13 protein-coding genes and 2 pseudogenes are annotated in these 17400 nt (G+C 38.7%); 5 read left to right on the forward strand and 10 right to left on the reverse strand.

Going from position 1 to position 17400, the window contains the following annotated elements:
- Positions 1-181 precede the first annotated feature (181 nt).
- From KSW37_RS13060 to KSW37_RS13080, 5 genes and pseudogenes are all read left to right on the forward strand, one after another.
- Positions 182-346, forward strand: a pseudogene (locus KSW37_RS13060) (tyrosine-type recombinase/integrase); the annotation flags it as partial.
- Positions 347-509: 163 nt separating this feature from the next.
- Positions 510-1304, forward strand: a complete 795-nt coding sequence (locus KSW37_RS13065) for a hypothetical protein (RefSeq protein ID WP_217314806.1) — start codon at positions 510-512, stop codon at positions 1302-1304.
- A 99-nt stretch (positions 1305-1403) separates the two neighbouring features.
- A complete protein-coding gene (locus KSW37_RS13070; protein WP_118192539.1) occupies positions 1404-1772 on the forward strand; it encodes a helix-turn-helix domain-containing protein in 369 nt (122 codons plus the stop codon).
- Between the two features lie 11 nt (positions 1773-1783).
- A complete protein-coding gene (locus KSW37_RS13075) occupies positions 1784-3178 on the forward strand; it encodes a YfjI family protein (protein WP_217314807.1) in 1395 nt (464 codons plus the stop codon).
- A gap of 85 nt (positions 3179-3263) precedes the next feature.
- Positions 3264-4334, forward strand: a complete 1071-nt coding sequence (locus tag KSW37_RS13080; RefSeq protein WP_217314808.1) for a DUF6371 domain-containing protein — start codon at positions 3264-3266, stop codon at positions 4332-4334.
- 168 nt (positions 4335-4502) lie between these two features.
- On the opposite strand, the pseudogene KSW37_RS13085 reads toward KSW37_RS13080, so the two are convergent.
- The 10 genes and pseudogenes from KSW37_RS13085 to KSW37_RS13125 all read right to left on the reverse strand — a co-directional run.
- Positions 4503-5159 (reverse strand): annotated as a pseudogene (locus KSW37_RS13085) (site-specific integrase); the annotation flags it as partial.
- 2 nt (positions 5160-5161) lie between these two features.
- Positions 5162-5326, reverse strand: a complete 165-nt coding sequence (locus KSW37_RS16185) for a DUF6734 family protein (RefSeq protein ID WP_367397509.1) — start codon at positions 5324-5326, stop codon at positions 5162-5164.
- Between the two features lie 58 nt (positions 5327-5384).
- Positions 5385-7649 (reverse strand): outer membrane beta-barrel family protein, encoded by a 2265-nt coding sequence (locus KSW37_RS13090; protein WP_254368655.1) that lies wholly within the window; start codon positions 7647-7649, stop codon positions 5385-5387.
- Between the two features lie 633 nt (positions 7650-8282).
- Positions 8283-10835, reverse strand: coding sequence for an outer membrane beta-barrel protein (locus tag KSW37_RS13095; protein ID WP_217314811.1), 2553 nt, complete (start codon positions 10833-10835; stop codon positions 8283-8285).
- A gap of 102 nt (positions 10836-10937) precedes the next feature.
- Entirely contained in the window at positions 10938-11900 is a 963-nt protein-coding gene (locus KSW37_RS13100; RefSeq protein WP_217314812.1) for a nucleotidyl transferase AbiEii/AbiGii toxin family protein, read from the reverse strand.
- A complete protein-coding gene (locus KSW37_RS13105) occupies positions 11887-12651 on the reverse strand; it encodes a type IV toxin-antitoxin system AbiEi family antitoxin domain-containing protein (RefSeq protein WP_217314813.1) in 765 nt (254 codons plus the stop codon). The genes KSW37_RS13100 and KSW37_RS13105 overlap by 14 nt, the downstream gene beginning before the upstream one ends.
- Positions 12652-12867: 216 nt before the next feature.
- Positions 12868-13785, reverse strand: coding sequence for a hypothetical protein (locus tag KSW37_RS13110; RefSeq protein ID WP_217314814.1), 918 nt, complete (start codon positions 13783-13785; stop codon positions 12868-12870).
- Between the two features lie 124 nt (positions 13786-13909).
- Complete coding sequence (locus KSW37_RS13115) at positions 13910-15970, reverse strand: outer membrane beta-barrel family protein (RefSeq protein WP_217314815.1); 2061 nt, start codon at positions 15968-15970, stop codon at positions 13910-13912.
- 138 nt (positions 15971-16108) lie between these two features.
- The gene (locus KSW37_RS13120; RefSeq protein WP_217314816.1) at positions 16109-16798 is read right to left on the reverse strand and encodes a DUF4840 domain-containing protein; all 690 of its coding nucleotides are present in this window, start codon (positions 16796-16798) and stop codon (positions 16109-16111) included.
- On the reverse strand, positions 16752-17381 hold the full coding sequence (locus tag KSW37_RS13125; RefSeq protein ID WP_217314817.1) for a hypothetical protein: 630 nt from the start codon (positions 17379-17381) through the stop codon (positions 16752-16754). The genes KSW37_RS13120 and KSW37_RS13125 overlap by 47 nt, the downstream gene beginning before the upstream one ends.
- Between the last annotated feature and the right edge of the window lie 19 nt (positions 17382-17400).

Here is a 17400-nt window from a genome sequence, read left to right on the forward strand (position 1 = left end):
CCTCGTTAGCAGTGTTGGTTTCGGTAACTGACCGCTAACGGTTTGGTAACTGAAATAACTCAATATCCTGCTCGGCTTTGCTTTGTAGCCAATTGGCAGAATTATGAAATATTGCTCATTCTCAACCACTTGCAGTCCATTCCTCTCATCTTCACTTTCCGTTGCTTTTGCTTAAATTGTGCATTGCTTCCGGCACTCGTATGCAACAATCCAAATCGCCTTAGGCACAGACATTTACACGGTTTCGAAGATGCTTACCCATAAGAATGTAAGCACAACACAGATATATGCCGACCTCGTGAACGCAAAGAAAAGAGAGACAGCAAATAAGATTTCTCTTAAATAAATCCATTGCATTCATTTCATGGTGCCCGATATTGAAAAAATGTTCAATATCGGGCTTTTTAGTTAAAGGCTCCTAAAAGTTTTACGTGACTCACGCGTGACTCACGTGTCAGTTTCTGCAGTTTTTCCTATTTTTGCGCCACAAATAATTAATAATACGCAATATGAAACAGTTTAAAAAAGAATTTTTGACACAGCATTTATTGGTTTTGTGTGCAATGTCTATCATTGGTGCACTTGTTCGCAACGAAACTATGCAATATGGTGTAGACACCTTTAGCTGCAACTTGACGTTCGTTATCTCAACCACCATACTGATGGTTGTTTATCTCCATGCATTAGATAGTATCGTACGATTGTTTGCCCCATGGTTTAAGCATATCTTTTGTAATACAGTAAACAATACAGAAAGAAAGCGTCTGTCTTCTATTGCCATCAATGAAACAAATACATATGACGAGGGGGAAGAGCTAAACCTGGAAGATGTAACTTTCGTCTATGCAGATGAAGCCTCTTCTTGTATTACAAGCTATGAACAGTTGAGACAGGAAGCATTGGAAGACAAAGCCAAGAAGGAAAAGGTCTTGTTAAACTCAGCTATCGATTATACCAGAAGAACTTTTGCTGCCTACATGAAAGAGGAGCATTTGAACCAACTTTGTGACAACATCGCTATTTTCCAGTGTTGTGCCTCTACACAAATGAGACATCATTCATTGATTGTTGATAAGGCTATTCGTACTATTGACTTAATGCATTATGCTTGGAATATAGGAAACCTTTTCAAGAAGAAAGGCATTGATACAGCAACCTTTATAAAACAAGTTTTTGCTGATGCGCTGGTTGATGTGGAAATATCCACTATTATAAGGAAGTTAAGAATGGAAGGTACCTGCATCATAGAATTACTACCAAGCTTAGATGTTCAAGGCGGAATCAAGAAACATTATTGTTGCTGATAAGCATTGAGCGGTTATTCAGAGGTTATATCTCAGTGATATTTATCCCCATTACATAACTCATTTACTTTGTACCCGAATAATAAAAATTGAACAGATATGATAAATGAAAGTATCACCTTTGATAAGTTACCACAAGCGGTATCTTATTTAACAGAACAAGTTATCGAGTTGAAGCAAATGGTATCAGCACTTCAACCTACATCATCAGCAAATAACCATATATTGGTTGAGATTGATGAGGCTGCTATTATTATAATGAAGTCGAAGCCAACCATTTATCGATTGGTTAACCAAGGCATTCTGCCATCCTATAAAAAAGGTAAGAAGCTATACTTCTATAAGGATGAGCTGCTTGCATGGATTGAGAATGGTCGTAAAGCTACCAAGGTGCAGAACCATTCTGAAATGCTAAAAGCCATGCAAGGTGGAATGAAGCGCAAACCCAAGTCAATGTATAATTTTTAACTCTATGCCAAATGACAGCTTTAAATAACAATAAGGAAACTTCCATCAATCCAATGATTATCATGGATAAAGCTATTGATATGAGTACTTGCCTATCAGGTAGCCAGTTTCCCGTAAGCATCTTTCCTGCCAAGATTCAGAGAATCATCAAGGAGGTACACGAATGCCACAGTTTTCCTACCGACTATATATCAGCAGCCATACTCACTGCATTGGCTGTTGGTATCGGCAACACGCACTTGGCACAGATGAAACAAGGTTGGCTTGAAAGTCCTATCTTATACATGGCTCTTATCGGAAGACCAGGAGCCAACAAGAGCCACCCACTTAGCTTCGCTATGAAGCCATTCCTCGATTACGACTATGAGCAAAACAAGTTGTTCGAGGAGCAATACAGTAAGTTTGAGGAAAAGATGTGCATGTCTCGCAAGGAACGCATTGAAAATGGAGAGGATGGATTTCCGCAGGAACCTGTACGCAAACGTTTCTTGGTCTCTGATGTCACACCAGAAGGCTTGAGCTATATTCATGCGCAGAACAAGAGGGGTTTATGCCTATGGACAGACGAGTTGTCTGCATGGTTCAAGAACTTCAACCGCTATAACAATGGTTCAGAGGAACAGTTCTGGTTATCTGTCTTTAGCGCCAAGACAACCATATCAGACAGAAGAAGTTCCAAGAGTTCCATCTTCATTAAACGCCCCTATATCTCAGTAATCGGAACCATCCAAAAGAAGATACTTAGTGAGTTGGCGAAAGGCGAACGCTCCAGCAACGGCTTCATCGATCGTATTTTGTTCGTCATTCCTAACCTTCAGCAGAAAGCGAGATGGAGTGACCGAGAGTTGCCCGATAATATAGAGCGAGATTGGCAAGCCATCATTCAACACCTTATTGATATGGAGTGTCCAATAAATGAGCAACAGGAAATCGAGCCTCATGTCTTATCATTCACTGAAGAAGCTAAGGCAAGGCTCTATGAATGGCAGCATCACTTCTCCGAGCAATGCGACAATGAAACAAATGATACCATTGTCAGTATCTATTGCAAGTTGGAGATATACATCATCCGTTTCTGTCTGATCATTCAATTGGCACGATGGACGTGTGGAGAATGTAATAAGGAAGCCATCGACCTGCTGAGTGTAGAGCGAGCCATCCGATTGACAGAGTATTTCAAGAACTCTGCCATATCAGTGCAAAATATCCTCAACGAGAATATGCTCACCGCTCAACAACAAGCAATCGTCAACCATCTTCCTGCAACATTCACCACGGCCCAAGCTCATGATGTCGCCAAAGAGAACGACATGAAGTCAAGGACATTGGAAAGATTTCTGAATGATAACATCGGAGTCCTATTTCGCAAAGAGAAGCATGGAGAATATTCAAAGATTAACTCGTGACGGTATTGTCGGAATTGTCGCTTTTGACGGTTTTAATACTAAAAGCGACAAAACCGACAGAACCGCCACATAAAAAAGAAATGAAATGAGTACACATAGATTCATATTAGAGCCATACAAAGGCATCGCTACCCGACATACATGTCCAGAATGTCATAAGAAACGTAGCTTCGCCCGATACATTGACACAGAAGGGAAGATTGAGTTTCCTCCTTACGTGGGGCGCTGCAACCATGAGCAAAGTTGTGGTTATCACTTCACTCCCAAGGATTTTTTTGAGAAGAATCCCGAAAAGAATGAGACATTCACAAAGGATGATACTATTTCATATAAGAAGAGAGAAATGCCAAAGCCATTACCCACTTCTTATATAGACGAGAACATCATGCGAAGTTCTTTGAAATGTTATGAGGCAAACAACCTTTTCTTGTTTTTATCTTCTCAATTCGGTGAAACAGCTACTCTTTCTTTGATGGAGAAATATCATGTCGGAACTTCCAAACACTGGACTGGTGCCACGGTATTTTGGCAAGTTGACAATCAAGGCAAGGTGAGAACTGGTAAGGTAATGCTCTATAATCCAGAGACAGGTAAGCGAGTAAAAGAACCATACAGCCATGTTTCATGGGTACACTCGCTTATCCCCCACAAGGATTTCAATCTCTGTCAATGCTTCTTTGGTGAGCATCTTATCAATGTAGCCAAGACCAAGCCTATAGCATTGGTTGAAAGTGAGAAGACAGCCTTGATAGCCTCCTACTATCTTCCTCAATTCTTATGGATAGCAAGTGGTGGTATGAATGGTTGCTTTAACACGAAGTCGTTATCTGTTCTGAAAAACAGAGATGTGATCTTATTCCCTGATTTGGGAGCGACAACAGTTTGGCAAGACAAGCTGCCAATGATGCAAGTTCTCGGCATCCGTGCAACGCTTTTCGACTTTTTAGAGCATCAAGCCTGCGAAGAAGATAAAGCTAAAGGCTTGGACATTGCTGATTATTTGCTCAAAATCAAGCCTGCAGAAGCAAAACTTCAAGCCCTCATCAAACAGAATCCTGCCATTCGGAAGTTGATAGATGTCTTCAAACTCGAAATTGTTGACGAGCCTCAACCACGTTTCCGCACTCCTAAAAAGCAACGTGGTTTCAGACTCTGAGATGATTTGAAAAATCGAGGTATCTGACGATAGCAAGTTATGTTTTGAGTTACTCAAAACCTTTCGAGTTACTCTCGAAAGCACTTGCCTATCGGTAGATACCTCTCCAAAGTCGAGTATATGAATCAACCTATCGGTAAGTATTGTTAGAACGTTCTAACGGTAACGCTACTTCATATATCGCATCATCTTGTCGATGCAACTTCGCTTCTGCTCTTCATTCGGATGAACATAAAGGTTAAGCGTAGTACTAATATCGGCATGTCCCAAAAGAACACTCACAGTCTTGTAATCGCAATGACTCTCAATACAGCGAGTAGCAAAACTGTGGCGTAGCCCATGGAATTTTAATCGCGGAATATCCAACTGCTTCAATAGCTTGTTAAAATAGTTGCGATATGTTCTTGGCTCAGTCGGTTTTGTGTTGTTCGTGAGGACATAGTAGTCCTTGTTCACCACCTTCATCAAAGGCTTAAAAATTCTGACAAGTTCTTTACTCAAAGGAATCTCACGCAAAGAGTTCTTTGTCTTAGGAGTATTAATCACAATCTCCGTATGTGGTTTATCAGAATCCACTATATAAATGCGCTCGATGGTGCGATTAACATGAAGTAATCCTGTTTCCATATTAATGTCAGACCATTTTAAGGCGCAAACTTCTCCAATACGAAGTCCTGTAGAAAGACACACAAGTATCCCCAAATTAGGAAACGTGAAATTGTCTTTGAGGTAGTCCATCAGCTTCTTTTGATGCGCCTTTGTCAAGATTGGCAATGTAGCCTTTGGCTGATTGGCAGGAAACTTAACTTTCCACTCTACATGATTAGTCATATAGTAATGCGTACAGAAGCAATTAATAACTCCCCTGTACGCATTGTGTATGATATTGTCTGTTTTTTATCTACAAAATCAAATGCCTTATAGGTATATCGCTGAATAAAATCAATATCTATACCTCCAAAAATGCCCATATTATAGTAAAAGCCATCCATAACTATCGGTCAGACTATTCTTGTTCCGGTCCAAAAACTTTGTATAATTTTCATTTTCTTATTTCTTTATATCAGGCAAGCGATTAGTTTCATTGTTGCTGATGTTTATATCTGCCTTTTTAGCTTTTTGCTTGCCGAAATTATAAGTCAATCCCACACGGAATGAGGTGTTGTCATTGTTTATTCTGTTTCTAAAGACATAATCTTTATATTCAGTTCTGTTATTGCTCTTAGTACCACTAAAGATGTCTTGGGCTTGTATATTCAAAAGAAGTTTGTTCTTAATAATATCAATCTTGCATCCTAAGCCGACACAATCGAGGTTTCCAGTGTGAAAGGATTCTTCTATTCCTGGAAGCACATGATAATAGTTCGCATAAAAGTTCAAAACTTTGTAACGGTAACTTAAATTGGCAGAAAAAGATGTATTCAGACTTCGCAAATCTTTGTCATCCAGCTCGTCAACGTAAGATTTTGCTTTAACGTAGAACATAGATACACTTGAATACAAATTGAATTTTCCAAATGAGAAATTATAACTAGCATCTGTACCCAAAGTATTAATGGTAAGACAATTCTTTGGAGAATACTTGGTGAACAAGTCATCCACTACCTGAGTCAGATTCTGTATGGCATCAGATGTGTGATAATAATACAGGTTAAAAGAGAAATTTCCTTTAAACACATAGTTAAACTCCAAATTGTCCATGACCGATGGTGTAAGTCTATCGTTACCTTCGGTGTATGTGTAGGTGTTACGAAAAACACGTGTAGGATTCATATCATTCATAGAAGGTCTGTCAATACGTTTGCTGTAGCTTAAGGCAAAGGAATGATTATCTGAAGGGTTGTATGAGATTTCTGCAAATGGGAACCAGTGATCATATTTATTAGAAACGGACAGCCCTTCTAATGTTGTTCCATCATCATTTGTGTGTTCATATCGTAAACCAGCTTTGGCGTAAAAAGGACCAAACATTCGATTGACATCTGCATAGAAGGCTGTTACCGTTTCTTTATATAAAAAACCATTTCTACTTCCAAACTCAGAGACGTTATTGGTCCTGAAATGGGAATATTTTCCACCTAACTCAAAATTTAGCCAAGTAAACGGAAGGTTTAAATCTGCGCTCAGGGTATTGACGATATAGCTATAATCATTATTGCTGTTCGAGAAGTTGTGTGCTGTACTCGAATCAAAATTCTGATTAATTTTGTCAATGACATGGATATAGTTGTAATTTACCGTTACTTTTTTGCCTAAGCTATCAAGTTTCCAGTCCACATAGGGGGAGATTGTCTCCAAACGGTATTTATCGTGATTCGACTCTGAATAAGAATTCGATGGACATGCGTCTGCATTGAAAGTCATCTGCCCCATTTGGTGGGCTTTACTGCGAGAATTATTTAATGTTGCAAAAAATCCCAAATTCAAATCGCCTAATTGGTAATTGCTATTTAGATTCTGACTTAGTATGTCATACCTATTTAAAGTATTGTCGGTCGTAAAGCGCATATAGTCAGGATAAGAATAAGTATTCTGTACTATTTGGCGGCGCTTTTCATTGGAATTATTTATTTTGTATTCAATAGAAAAATTGCCTGAGGAAAAAGACAGTCCAATTCCTTCTTCTGCGCCAAAGTGAGAGCGTTGTGTTAACACCGTGTGGACATTCCCATCAAACCCTACAGGCTTACTCTTTAGAATAATATTGATTACTCCGCAATTGCCTTCTGCATCAAATTCGGCAGAAGGATTGGTTACAAGTTCTATTTTGCTTACATTTTCAGATGGTAAGGTGCGTAGGTACATATCCAAATCTTTACCATCTAAGTTAATGCGATGACCATTAACCAAAACAACTACACCGTTTTTGCCAATAATCTTTATTTCATCACTTGTCGGATCTATACGAGGAATATTATGGAGCATATCTCGCATATTGAAACCACTGGCAAAGGGACTGTTTTGAACAAGATAAACAAGTTTGCCAGCTTTCTGGCTAAATAGTCTGCGCTGAGAGGTAATCATCACCTCATTCAGTGTATGCTCCTTCACAGTCAACATGATATCGCCCAAATCAACATTGTTGTGTACGTCAATGGTGTCAGCTTTTAATATATCACCTAATTGTCTGTATCTGACGACAAACTTTCCTGACGGTAGAGAGAATGTAAACTTTCCTTGATTATCAGAAAAACCACTGGAGATAGTTTCTCCATCAAGATGACTTACTATTATTTCCGTGGCTTCCAACGGTAAAGAGCCTGCAGCTTTATCAAATAGTCTTCCTGTTAAATTCCATTCTTGAGCAAATGCCATATTATTCGAAATGAATAATGCTATAATAATTATAAACTTTAGTTTCATAATAATGCAATGAGTCCGCTTGAGAAAATTTTCTGCTATCCTTGCATGACTTGGTAACTATAGTTTTTAAAGCCTTAGCCATAGGAAAGAAAAGCTCAAGTTTTCTCCTTTTTTAAATGTTATACATATTGCGGAGGTATACAGCCTCTTTCTTTCCATTTGCAAAAGTACTAAAAATGCAGATACGAAGAACTTTTATGTTGATATTTTAAACTAAATTAAGCTTATAAACAGCAAAATTATACTCACTTAAACAAAACTGTATCTTTTATTACAAAATTCTGCCCAAATATTCAGAATAGCTCAAACTGAGCGATTTATGAGTGTTTTACCTCAAAAAGGTAATAATTTAGCAACGGTTCTAATATTTCTGCAATGTGCATATGTTTGCTTGTCAAACAACTCTTTTCGTTTGCAAAAATATAACAATTTATTGGATACACAATAAAATGTATGTTTTTTAACGATTGATATTGATAAGTGAAAATTCTGTGGATGAACATCTCGGTTAATAAATCCTGAGATATTCATCACACAGAATTTGGGTGTTGCACTTTAGAGGTTGATTTGAAAACCAATACTTTTCTAAAAACGATTAATCTCATCCTCAGCAGAACCGCTTCCGTTGTATTTATCTTTGAAACTATTGAAGTTGTAACTAATGGAAGCTATGATGCAGCGATTGAAGTTATTCACCTTTCTGTTCTGCACCACAAAATTGACCCTCTTTACATCGTTCAACTTCGAGCTATCAAACAAGTCCTCTGCTTTCAATGTTATCGTCAATTTATTTTTAAGTAACTGTTTCTGTACCATCATATTGAATGACGAATAACCGTTTTGCTCGTAGATGCCATGATGTCCCTTAATGTTCCAAAAGAAATCACATCGAAAAAGCCAATCGTTCCTTAGTGCCACTACATTTTGGAAAGCGAAGAGACCGTATGGATGATTGTAGTCTAATTGCTCTCCATTATATGATAGCGTGAAATAAGGTTTATAGACACCCACCGTCAAAGTAGGTCGCCAACAACCAAAAACAGGTGAAACAACACATTGCGCTCCTAGTTGCTGGAAATCCTTGGCGTTGGTTGACATCCAAGTTACCGTTCCAGGTTTGCCGGATACAGCAACGACAGTCGGATGGATGTAATCCTTGATATACTGATAATCCAACTTGAAGTCGAATATGCTATAATTCACACTAAGTTCTGTATCATACACGTATTGCGGTTTCAGATAAATGTTGCCTTGCTCATAATGGTATTGATTGTTGTAGCTCACACTGTTGTTCAACTGACGAAACGAAGGACGGTTGACCCTGCTACTGAAATCAAGATTCATCCCCACTCTCCCAAACATAGTGGAAAGAGAAAGGGATGGAAGTAAGTCCGAATAATTGGTCTTGTTCTTTACTTCTCCTTGGTCTGTGTTGATGGCATGAATGTACTCATAGCGAAGCCCGATGCTTCCTTTCCATTTGGAGGCAGACAAACGAAAAGTGGCAAATCCTGCATACTTGGTTTCCTTATTCTTGAATTGGTCATCGGCTATCTTCCCTTCTTCGTTTACAGACATACCCCATGAACTGATTTTACTGAAATCCGTTCCGAAATCAAGCCTATTATTCTTATTCATGTTCCAAGCAAACACCCCTTTGAGTGCAGTCGCACGATTTCGCTGGTCGTTTTGCATATGCGTGATTTCTGAGACAGCATCTATTCTACTTGTCTCGCTCACTTGTTGCTTATGTTTCAGTTGAGCATAAACATAGTCGGCATCCAAGTTGAGCTGTAGGTTGTCTGTTAGTTTGCCGATATAATACAGATTGACATTGTGAAACCTTTCCTTTTCAGATTCTTCAGTCTTGTTGTCTGTAGATGTCAGCAGTTCATCATTCTTGTACGTCTGCATATAGTCGAAAGGAGAGTCGAGCATCTTGTAGTTGGAGATGCTTCCCAAATATCTTCCGCCGATAGTGTGATTCTTGTTTATGGCATAATTCATACCAACATTATAGTCATGAGAGTAAGAGCGGTCGGAATATTCAGAAGCAGAAATCTCATGAAATGTATCTTGCTCGTAATTGAACTGGTTAACATCATATCTGATGTCACTTCTCGTATTGTCATATTGATATGCGAGGAATACATCCAAAGCTCCCTTGTGGATGTTGAGGTTGACCTCCTCGTTGTTAGACAAATTCTTATGTTTGGAGATTTCCGCACCCACAATACCAGAAAGTCCATCCAAGGAATGGTGTACGGTAGTGATGTTTATGACACTCCTTGTTTCTGCATTGTATTCTGCCCCAGGGTTTGTTATGAGCTGTACAGACTTCACATTGGTAGAAGAAAGGAGTGACAACCCTGAAGTATTAGTCTGCTTTCTTCCATCTATATAGATGACAGGCTCACCCTTACCAAACACCTCATACTTTCCATTTGTATAGAGCATCCCAGGAATATATTTGATAACATCTGTTGCCTTGCCAATATTTTTCAAATTGGAATTTTGAACGTCAAGCGTAAGTTTACCGTTTTCTCTTGATATGTATTTACGATGCCCTTTAATCACAATTTTTTGCAGATTAATTGTAGCATCCTCCAAGGTTATGGCACCAACTTCACCGGTACGATATGCATTACAATAAGTTTTGTAGCCCACACAACTCACTTTCACAATCGCCTTTTTCACCTCGCAAGGAATTACGAACTGACCATTCTCATTTGTCACACCACCCGTGACTAAACTGGAATCACTAACATTGAGCAAAGCGACATTGGCGAAATCAACTGGGCGAGAATGCTTATCCACGATACGACCAATCATCTTGGCGGAAGCCTTCTGAGTGCATTCCACTACAATGATGTTATCCATCTGCGTCATCTTGATGGGGTAAAAGCCTATCAGCTGCATGATGGCATCGGGAACACTCTGGTTTCTGATGCTCTTGGTTACTCTGAAATCCTCCAACTCGTCATACACAAAGTTGATGACATACTTATCCTGTCGAGCATTCAAATCCTTCAATGCCGCAGAGAATGACACATTATTATATTGTCGGGTAATGCGTTGGGCAGAAACGCCCATACTTATCACCGAAAGCAAAATCAAACTTATCAGATATTTACTCATAGCCTATTCTCTGTTTTATAGTCCATATACTGTATATACAGTTGAGGGAATCAAAAAACTAAGCAAAACAATAACTTTTTTCAAAATTTACAGAAAAAACATTCAACGACTCCTTGTCTTCCACAAAGCCATTGGATGAAATTTTATTCTATTGGCCATCTCTTTATCCTCGAACAGCAATTCAGGAATATACTTCTTGGCATTGAATTCCTGCACATATTCTTTCTCTGATTCTGTCAGAACCAATAGCTTTGAGAGAAAGTCTTTCACTTCTGTCTTGGCTTTTTCAAAGTCAAAATGCTCACTGCGCCTAAGCACAGGCAAGAGTTGCGAACGAATCTGCGGAAAACGGATCTTGTCTATCTGCGGAAAGTCTGTATATTCCGTAGGCGTAGCGTTGTCTTTTCTGCTTGAGCCAACAGTCAGATAAAAGACGGTCGCTTTTCTCAGCAACGTTTTCTCTTCATCGCTCACGAATAGTTGATGCTTCATCATGTTATAGACATCATAAATGTCACGTGCAGCACTTCTACCTATCAAGGCGTTTATCTTGGTGGCAAACAATTCGACAGGTGAAAGAGAACGTACCTTCACATCGCTCAGAAACGGAATGGACACATGAGTCTCTATGGCAGGCAGGATATGGCAACGGTCGGAATAGTTGATTTCTATCTTGATGCCATCGTTGTTGCCTGCGGCATTGGTATAATGAAACACCCATGAGTCAAGCGTATGCGGTGTCTTGGAACCTGGCGCAAGATGATAACCTTCCGACTCCATATAGCGTAGAATCTCGTTATTCACTTCTTGGCGAATGGAGAGCATGGACTCTCTGTCACAATCCACCGTAAAGTCAAGGTCTATATCTACCGAGAGTCTTGGCAGTTGGAAAACGGTGAGATTGATGGCTGTGCCACCTTTCAGCACAAGAGATTTAGACAGCAAAGGACTGTCATGGAAATAGTTGAGTATCTCCACCAGTCGCATCACCTTTTCGAGGTTGTCGCGAATAAAGCCTTGCTCCTTGGCGATGATGTCAAGAGCTTGTTTGTTATATGAGTTCATATTCTTCCTTTGATGTTAGTTCTTGCGGCACATACATGCGCCATTTATTTACAAATGTATCCGACTCTTCGTTGTTAGTCAACCATTTGACGCTTTTGGTTCCCTTGACTCGGCACAGTTCCAAGAGGGATTCTGAGATATTGGCTTGTTCCTTGATTCGCTCCAACAGATAGCCTGTCTTCTGGTACAGGAATGCCTTGTCGTACCTTGCGAGATAATTGATGAGCCTTTCCTCATTGAGCAAGACGATACCCTCCATGCAATGCAGCAATTCCTCAATACCCCCAGCTCGGTCGATACGGTCAAAGCAATCCAACAACGTACTCTCCATATCCGTTACTCGTACATAAGGGTTTCCCTTGGGAGTCATCATACCAACGATTTCCTTTGTTTGTCGGCAATAGGTATAATCTACATCGTCGAAAGAAAAGGGATTGAAGCGAGTCATGCTTTTCACAAAAACCTCATTGAAGGGTTGATGAGCCAATCCATGAAACTCCAATGCTGTATGATAACTGATGCAAGCTGTTGGTGACAAGTGGCTTCCTATCTCATACTTGTCGCAAACAGGTAAACCCGACGCAATATCCTTCATGCAATAGGTATTGCGCCGTATAGCCACAATCCACCCTTGTTGCTTGTACCGAGCAAGCAACGCTTCCACCGCCTTCACCTTGCCTTTCAGAGCCTCAGAAAGTTCATCCGAAGTGAATATCCGCAGCTTGTATAATATACTCAATAGTTCTGTCATTGTTTCTAATTTTGCGCAAAGATATGAAATCTAATTTGTTTATGAGAAAAATCAGAAACTTTTTATGCTTTTTTATATGTTCTTTCCATCTTAATTGTCCGACTACGGAGGAACATCACCGACAGGCAAGTTTGGTTATTGCATTTGTTACATCTTATGTATTCTGCGGCACAGGAGAAATGATGTAGATTCAATTATAATAGAAGAACTTGCCCATTATTGTTTTTCCAGCCATTTTTTTACACACCTTATAGCTCTGATTTGTTCGCTTTCACTAAACTTAGAATCGTCATTCGTTTCATTTCCTTCCAGAACAGCTTCATAAAGAACAAGAAAATAAAAATCGCAAGGGTTTATCATTCGTTCCATAATTAGTGGAACTATTTGTTTTCCCATTGATTTGAGAGGAATGAACTCAGGCAATTTTGCATATGAATGTATGCTTGCACTGTATAGTGTCTTAGGATTATGGTCTATTGCAAAATTCCATTTATCCACTAAATTTGCAAAACGACTTCTAATGCTATCTGGTATTTGTGAAGCCAATTCTTTTATTTTCTCTTTCTCTGTCTTTGTTAGAAAATCCCTTGTTGATAGGCTGTCTTGTTTGTTGTCAGCATTGGAATTCCAAATATTCTCTGGTTTATGTACAGTTTGCAATGGTACTTTAACAATAGAGTCAGAAGCCACTTTCTCATAGTCATTTGGTGAGTGATTGGTTTGTTCCTTAAAACTTAAAAAAAGAAAATTTCTTCCCCAACCATTACCAAATATAACATCTAATGGTTCCCCTGTATCTTTCCATATTCTGACTCTTGCAGCAAATCCAAAATCAAATTTAACGGCAGTACTATCATATGTAAAAGTTACAGTATAGAACTTTCTTCCTATCTGTTTTCTTATTTGAGGGCGGCTGTCTCCGTAATCCTCCTTTTTGAAAACTTGAACATCCGATACGTTAGCCTCTTTAAAATATGGAACATACGCAGGACCAAAGGTCAAAGCCACGTTTCTTGCGCTATTTACAAGAGTACTATTGTCTAAGACCTCTGGTCGCTTGCATGAACTCAAGAATAGTGTACATAATATCGCTATTCCCCAAACTACAATTATTATAGATGGTATTTTTTTCATAATTCGTAATTTTTAATATTTATATATGTGTGAAAATATAATTATAATTGACTGTTTGAATGCAATTTTTAATTTGCATTTCGCATGAACATGTTACCAATGACTTGATTATGTCTTTGCCTTCTTATTTTAAGATTGCACTTTCACTATTTTGATGTTTGTAATCTGGTGACTTTGATGTCTTCTTGCCATAGTCAAAACTATAAACAATTTTCAGATTTGCATACTGATTATAACTACGACTTTGATCTATTTGTTTGAAAGAATAATATGATGCAGATAATTCATCTACAATGTTATTCTTCATCATGAATAAATTGTTTGCATTAGCTTCGATAGCCCAATTCCCATGATTCCACATTGCCGATAGGTGATACCGCCAAAATGTCTTTCTACTAATCTGGCTGTCTATCAAATCTCTTGCCGGTGACGCTATGGATGCACTAAAAGAAAAATCCCGAACATAGTAATTCATCAGAGCAGTCCCTAAGATTGCAGACAAATTACGATGTTCTGCCCCTCCTCGAACTAAATGTTCAATCCATTGACCGGATAACTTCATATTAAGTGTACCAGAAGGTTTATAGGTTATAGACATATCTGCACTGGGACGATGATAGATACAGTCATCTCTAAAAGTGCTAATAAGATGCCCGTCTCGAATATAGTAATCCGAAATAATCGAATGATTCTGGTAAAAGTATGACACTCCCGTTTGCAAAGCGAATTTGTTAAGGTTCAAGGTATGGCTTAATCGCGGATTCAAAAGAATTGAATTATCCATGTTAGAATTACCTTTGAGAATGATGATAGGATCTATCTGCTGTTCTACATTGTTAATCGTATTTATTCTCGGATAGGTGTTTCCCAAAGCGAACATAAATTGAAGTTGCTGTACTTTATCTATCCTATATGTAGCTCTTGCCTGAAGTCTCGGCGTAAGATGATTGATTGACCTCATCCCCTTTAAACGATATGTTAGAAATGACAGTCCAGGATTAATATCAAAGAAAAAACTCCCTAAACGATGGGAATAGTCTGCAAAAAGGATGGTTTCGGACGAATGCAAATTTTGATTATATGCAGAAGTCCCAACGTATTCGGAATCACTAATTCTCATGAACTCGTATAAACTGAAAGCCAATCTATTTCTATGACTGAACGCCATAGAATAATTTGCATTCGCTTTGATGTAATAATAATCTTCCTTGACAAGTGAACGAAAAGACACATTATCATCGTTATAGAGACGGTCAAAATCGTTTCGAGAATAATATCCATCAAAAACATAATCCAACGATTTTGTGTTAGAAAATGTGTGCAATCCGTAAAAATAGACACTTGGACGATAAGATTTGTTTCTAGTGTTAATGTCCAAAATGCTACCGTTCTTGATTGCAGCAGCAGTTTTCCAATACTCCGTCATTCCATTATTGACACCGTTTTTTGAGGCATTCCATGCCATACCACCTCTAAGCATCCAAATATATTTTCTTCCTCGGTTGCTGATTGATGCCTGTACATATTCTTCCGTTTGCCTATTGTCTGCATTATTGTAATGCTGCAGTCTATTCAGTTGATAATCAGGGAAAATAAAAGTCTCATTCTCGTCCATAGACGATTTTGGATTTTCCAAAGAATATCCAGCCCAAAGGTTCAAACTTTTGGTTCCTGTGACAAATTTCGAAATAAGATTGTAATCACCATAGAGATAGCCTACATTCTGAGACGCATCAAGTTGCGTGTAGCCACCATTGTTGAGTGGTTTCATTATTATGTTTATAGCATATGCATCTTTTGCAAATTTACCAGTCGGCACATCAAAATATTCCACTCGAGAAACGTCCTTCGGTCTTAAAGACTGTACCTCTCGAAAATCAACTTCACGCCCATCTATATAGAGAGTCGCAGCTCCATTGGGAGTTGTCACACTTCCAGTCGAACGCTCGACAGACACTCCCGGAATCATGAGATTGCTCAACAGATCATAACCAGTTACAGCATGTTTACGTTGCTCTTTTGTAGGAATAGCAAGGATATGATCACCTTCTCTTGTAAGATAAGATGACTTTACAACAACTTCACCAAGTTCTTTGCCTTGAATAAAAGTTTTAGTTGTATCTGGTTTTTGTGCATAAGTTACGTGTAGGCACAAACTCATTATGATGACTAACAATGCTTTCATCTATTGATTTTTTTATTGTTTTTATACTTATAATCAATATGCCTTCTTCTGTACTTTAAAGACAATACCTTTAACTCTTAGACTACTATTACCAAAACTTTTGCATGAAAATAACGTAACAGACAACGTTCGTCTCATTCATTTCGAGATTGGATCTGTTTTGCCCATAATACTAAGAAAGAACTCTTCTCCTGAATAGCCATCAATTTCTTGGACAATTACATTGTCAACAATAATAGTTTTGAGTTCCAGTTGGATCCTTCCTGGAGAGATAGGACGCTTGTCTGCATCAAAAACAAATTGCGAAGGACATTTAAAGTTGAAAAGCACAAGATGCTGCTTTCCGCCATAGTTCAGTGTCACAGGTACTTTGCTATCGCTATATATGATTTTCCCCATTTTGCTCGCTTCTCCTGTTCCTTCGTCAGAGCTTGCAAAAGAATAAGGTATCGAAATATCATAATCGGGCAACAGCTTGACTGCTTCTGCCAATTTAGTATCTTTTATGACAAAACTTATCCAGCTGATTGGGACTTGCTGTAAGGTGACAGTCCGATTTTCGTATCCTCCAAAAGTGTAGTGGATGATAGGTTTACCATTTTCTGTGACCTCACCTTTCCATAAACTTTTATAATCCATCTGTTCTTGCGATGCATTATAGATTACAGGAATGAATATACTGCTGTATTGTCCTTTAAGCTCATTACTCAACTCCTCAATTACACTTTGACGCTGGAAGTAAGAATCCACATAAGTAGGATCCTCATGGCATCCGCTTAAACTAATCATGGCTGAAATAGCCACAATGACCATTGATATCTTTTTCATTGCTATTGTTTTTATTATATAACGGCGAGACTGTATTATTATTGTTATGTTCAGAGTCTATCGTATAGTTTACGTTTGCATCGTAACCATAAGCTTTCTTGGTTGCCTCAAGTTCGTTGTCCGTCATGCGCTGATAAATCACCATGCCGTAGAATGGTTTCAGATTTCCATTCTCATCGGTTGCATCGCCCAGTTTCTGCATGGTGTGCATTTGCAAATAATTTGACTCTGTTTTTGTGAGGAGTAAAACTTGCATATAGCGGCTTTGCATACTTTGACTTGCCGAACCGCGCATGATGAATCCTGACACAGCATCATAAAACCATTCTGTTTTGTTATAGAACTTACCATCGGTATCGCCATGGTGGAAACCTATCAGATGACCGTCTGACTCAAACCAATAATCTACATATCCGCAGTTATCGACTGTCTTGCGGTAGTCTGTTTGTGAAAGTCTGCCGTTTTCCTGCACTTTATACATGCCTATGACTTTCCATCCATAGCCCTTTACCTTATTTTCAATGTCAGCAGCACTTACGGGCTTTAATGACAGTATCGGCGAATCGGTACCACTGTAGCGCATGAATCGGTACCATCATAGC

This window comes from Segatella copri, from assembly GCF_019127135.1.
Taxonomy (GTDB): Bacteria; Bacteroidota; Bacteroidia; order Bacteroidales; family Bacteroidaceae; genus Prevotella.

Excerpts from the sequence above, each read along its gene's own strand:
- KSW37_RS13065 (WP_217314806.1), top strand. The coding sequence starts at position 510 with ATGAAACAGTTTAAAAAAGAATTTTTGACACAGCATTTATTGGTTTTG.
- KSW37_RS13070 (WP_118192539.1), top strand. The coding sequence starts at position 1,404 with ATGATAAATGAAAGTATCACCTTTGATAAGTTACCACAAGCGGTATCT.
- KSW37_RS13075 (WP_217314807.1), top strand. The coding sequence starts at position 1,784 with ATGACAGCTTTAAATAACAATAAGGAAACTTCCATCAATCCAATGATT.
- KSW37_RS13080 (WP_217314808.1), top strand. The coding sequence starts at position 3,264 with ATGAGTACACATAGATTCATATTAGAGCCATACAAAGGCATCGCTACC.
- KSW37_RS16185 (WP_367397509.1), bottom strand. The coding sequence starts at position 5,326 with ATGGATGGCTTTTACTATAATATGGGCATTTTTGGAGGTATAGATATT.
- KSW37_RS13090 (WP_254368655.1), bottom strand. The coding sequence starts at position 7,649 with ATGGCATTTGCTCAAGAATGGAATTTAACAGGAAGACTATTTGATAAA.
- KSW37_RS13095 (WP_217314811.1), bottom strand. The coding sequence starts at position 10,835 with ATGAGTAAATATCTGATAAGTTTGATTTTGCTTTCGGTGATAAGTATG.
- KSW37_RS13100 (WP_217314812.1), bottom strand. The coding sequence starts at position 11,900 with ATGAACTCATATAACAAACAAGCTCTTGACATCATCGCCAAGGAGCAA.
- KSW37_RS13105 (WP_217314813.1), bottom strand. The coding sequence starts at position 12,651 with ATGACAGAACTATTGAGTATATTATACAAGCTGCGGATATTCACTTCG.
- KSW37_RS13110 (WP_217314814.1), bottom strand. The coding sequence starts at position 13,785 with ATGAAAAAAATACCATCTATAATAATTGTAGTTTGGGGAATAGCGATA.
- KSW37_RS13115 (WP_217314815.1), bottom strand. The coding sequence starts at position 15,970 with ATGAAAGCATTGTTAGTCATCATAATGAGTTTGTGCCTACACGTAACT.
- KSW37_RS13120 (WP_217314816.1), bottom strand. The coding sequence starts at position 16,798 with ATGAAAAAGATATCAATGGTCATTGTGGCTATTTCAGCCATGATTAGT.
- KSW37_RS13125 (WP_217314817.1), bottom strand. The coding sequence starts at position 17,381 with ATGCGCTACAGTGGTACCGATTCGCCGATACTGTCATTAAAGCCCGTA.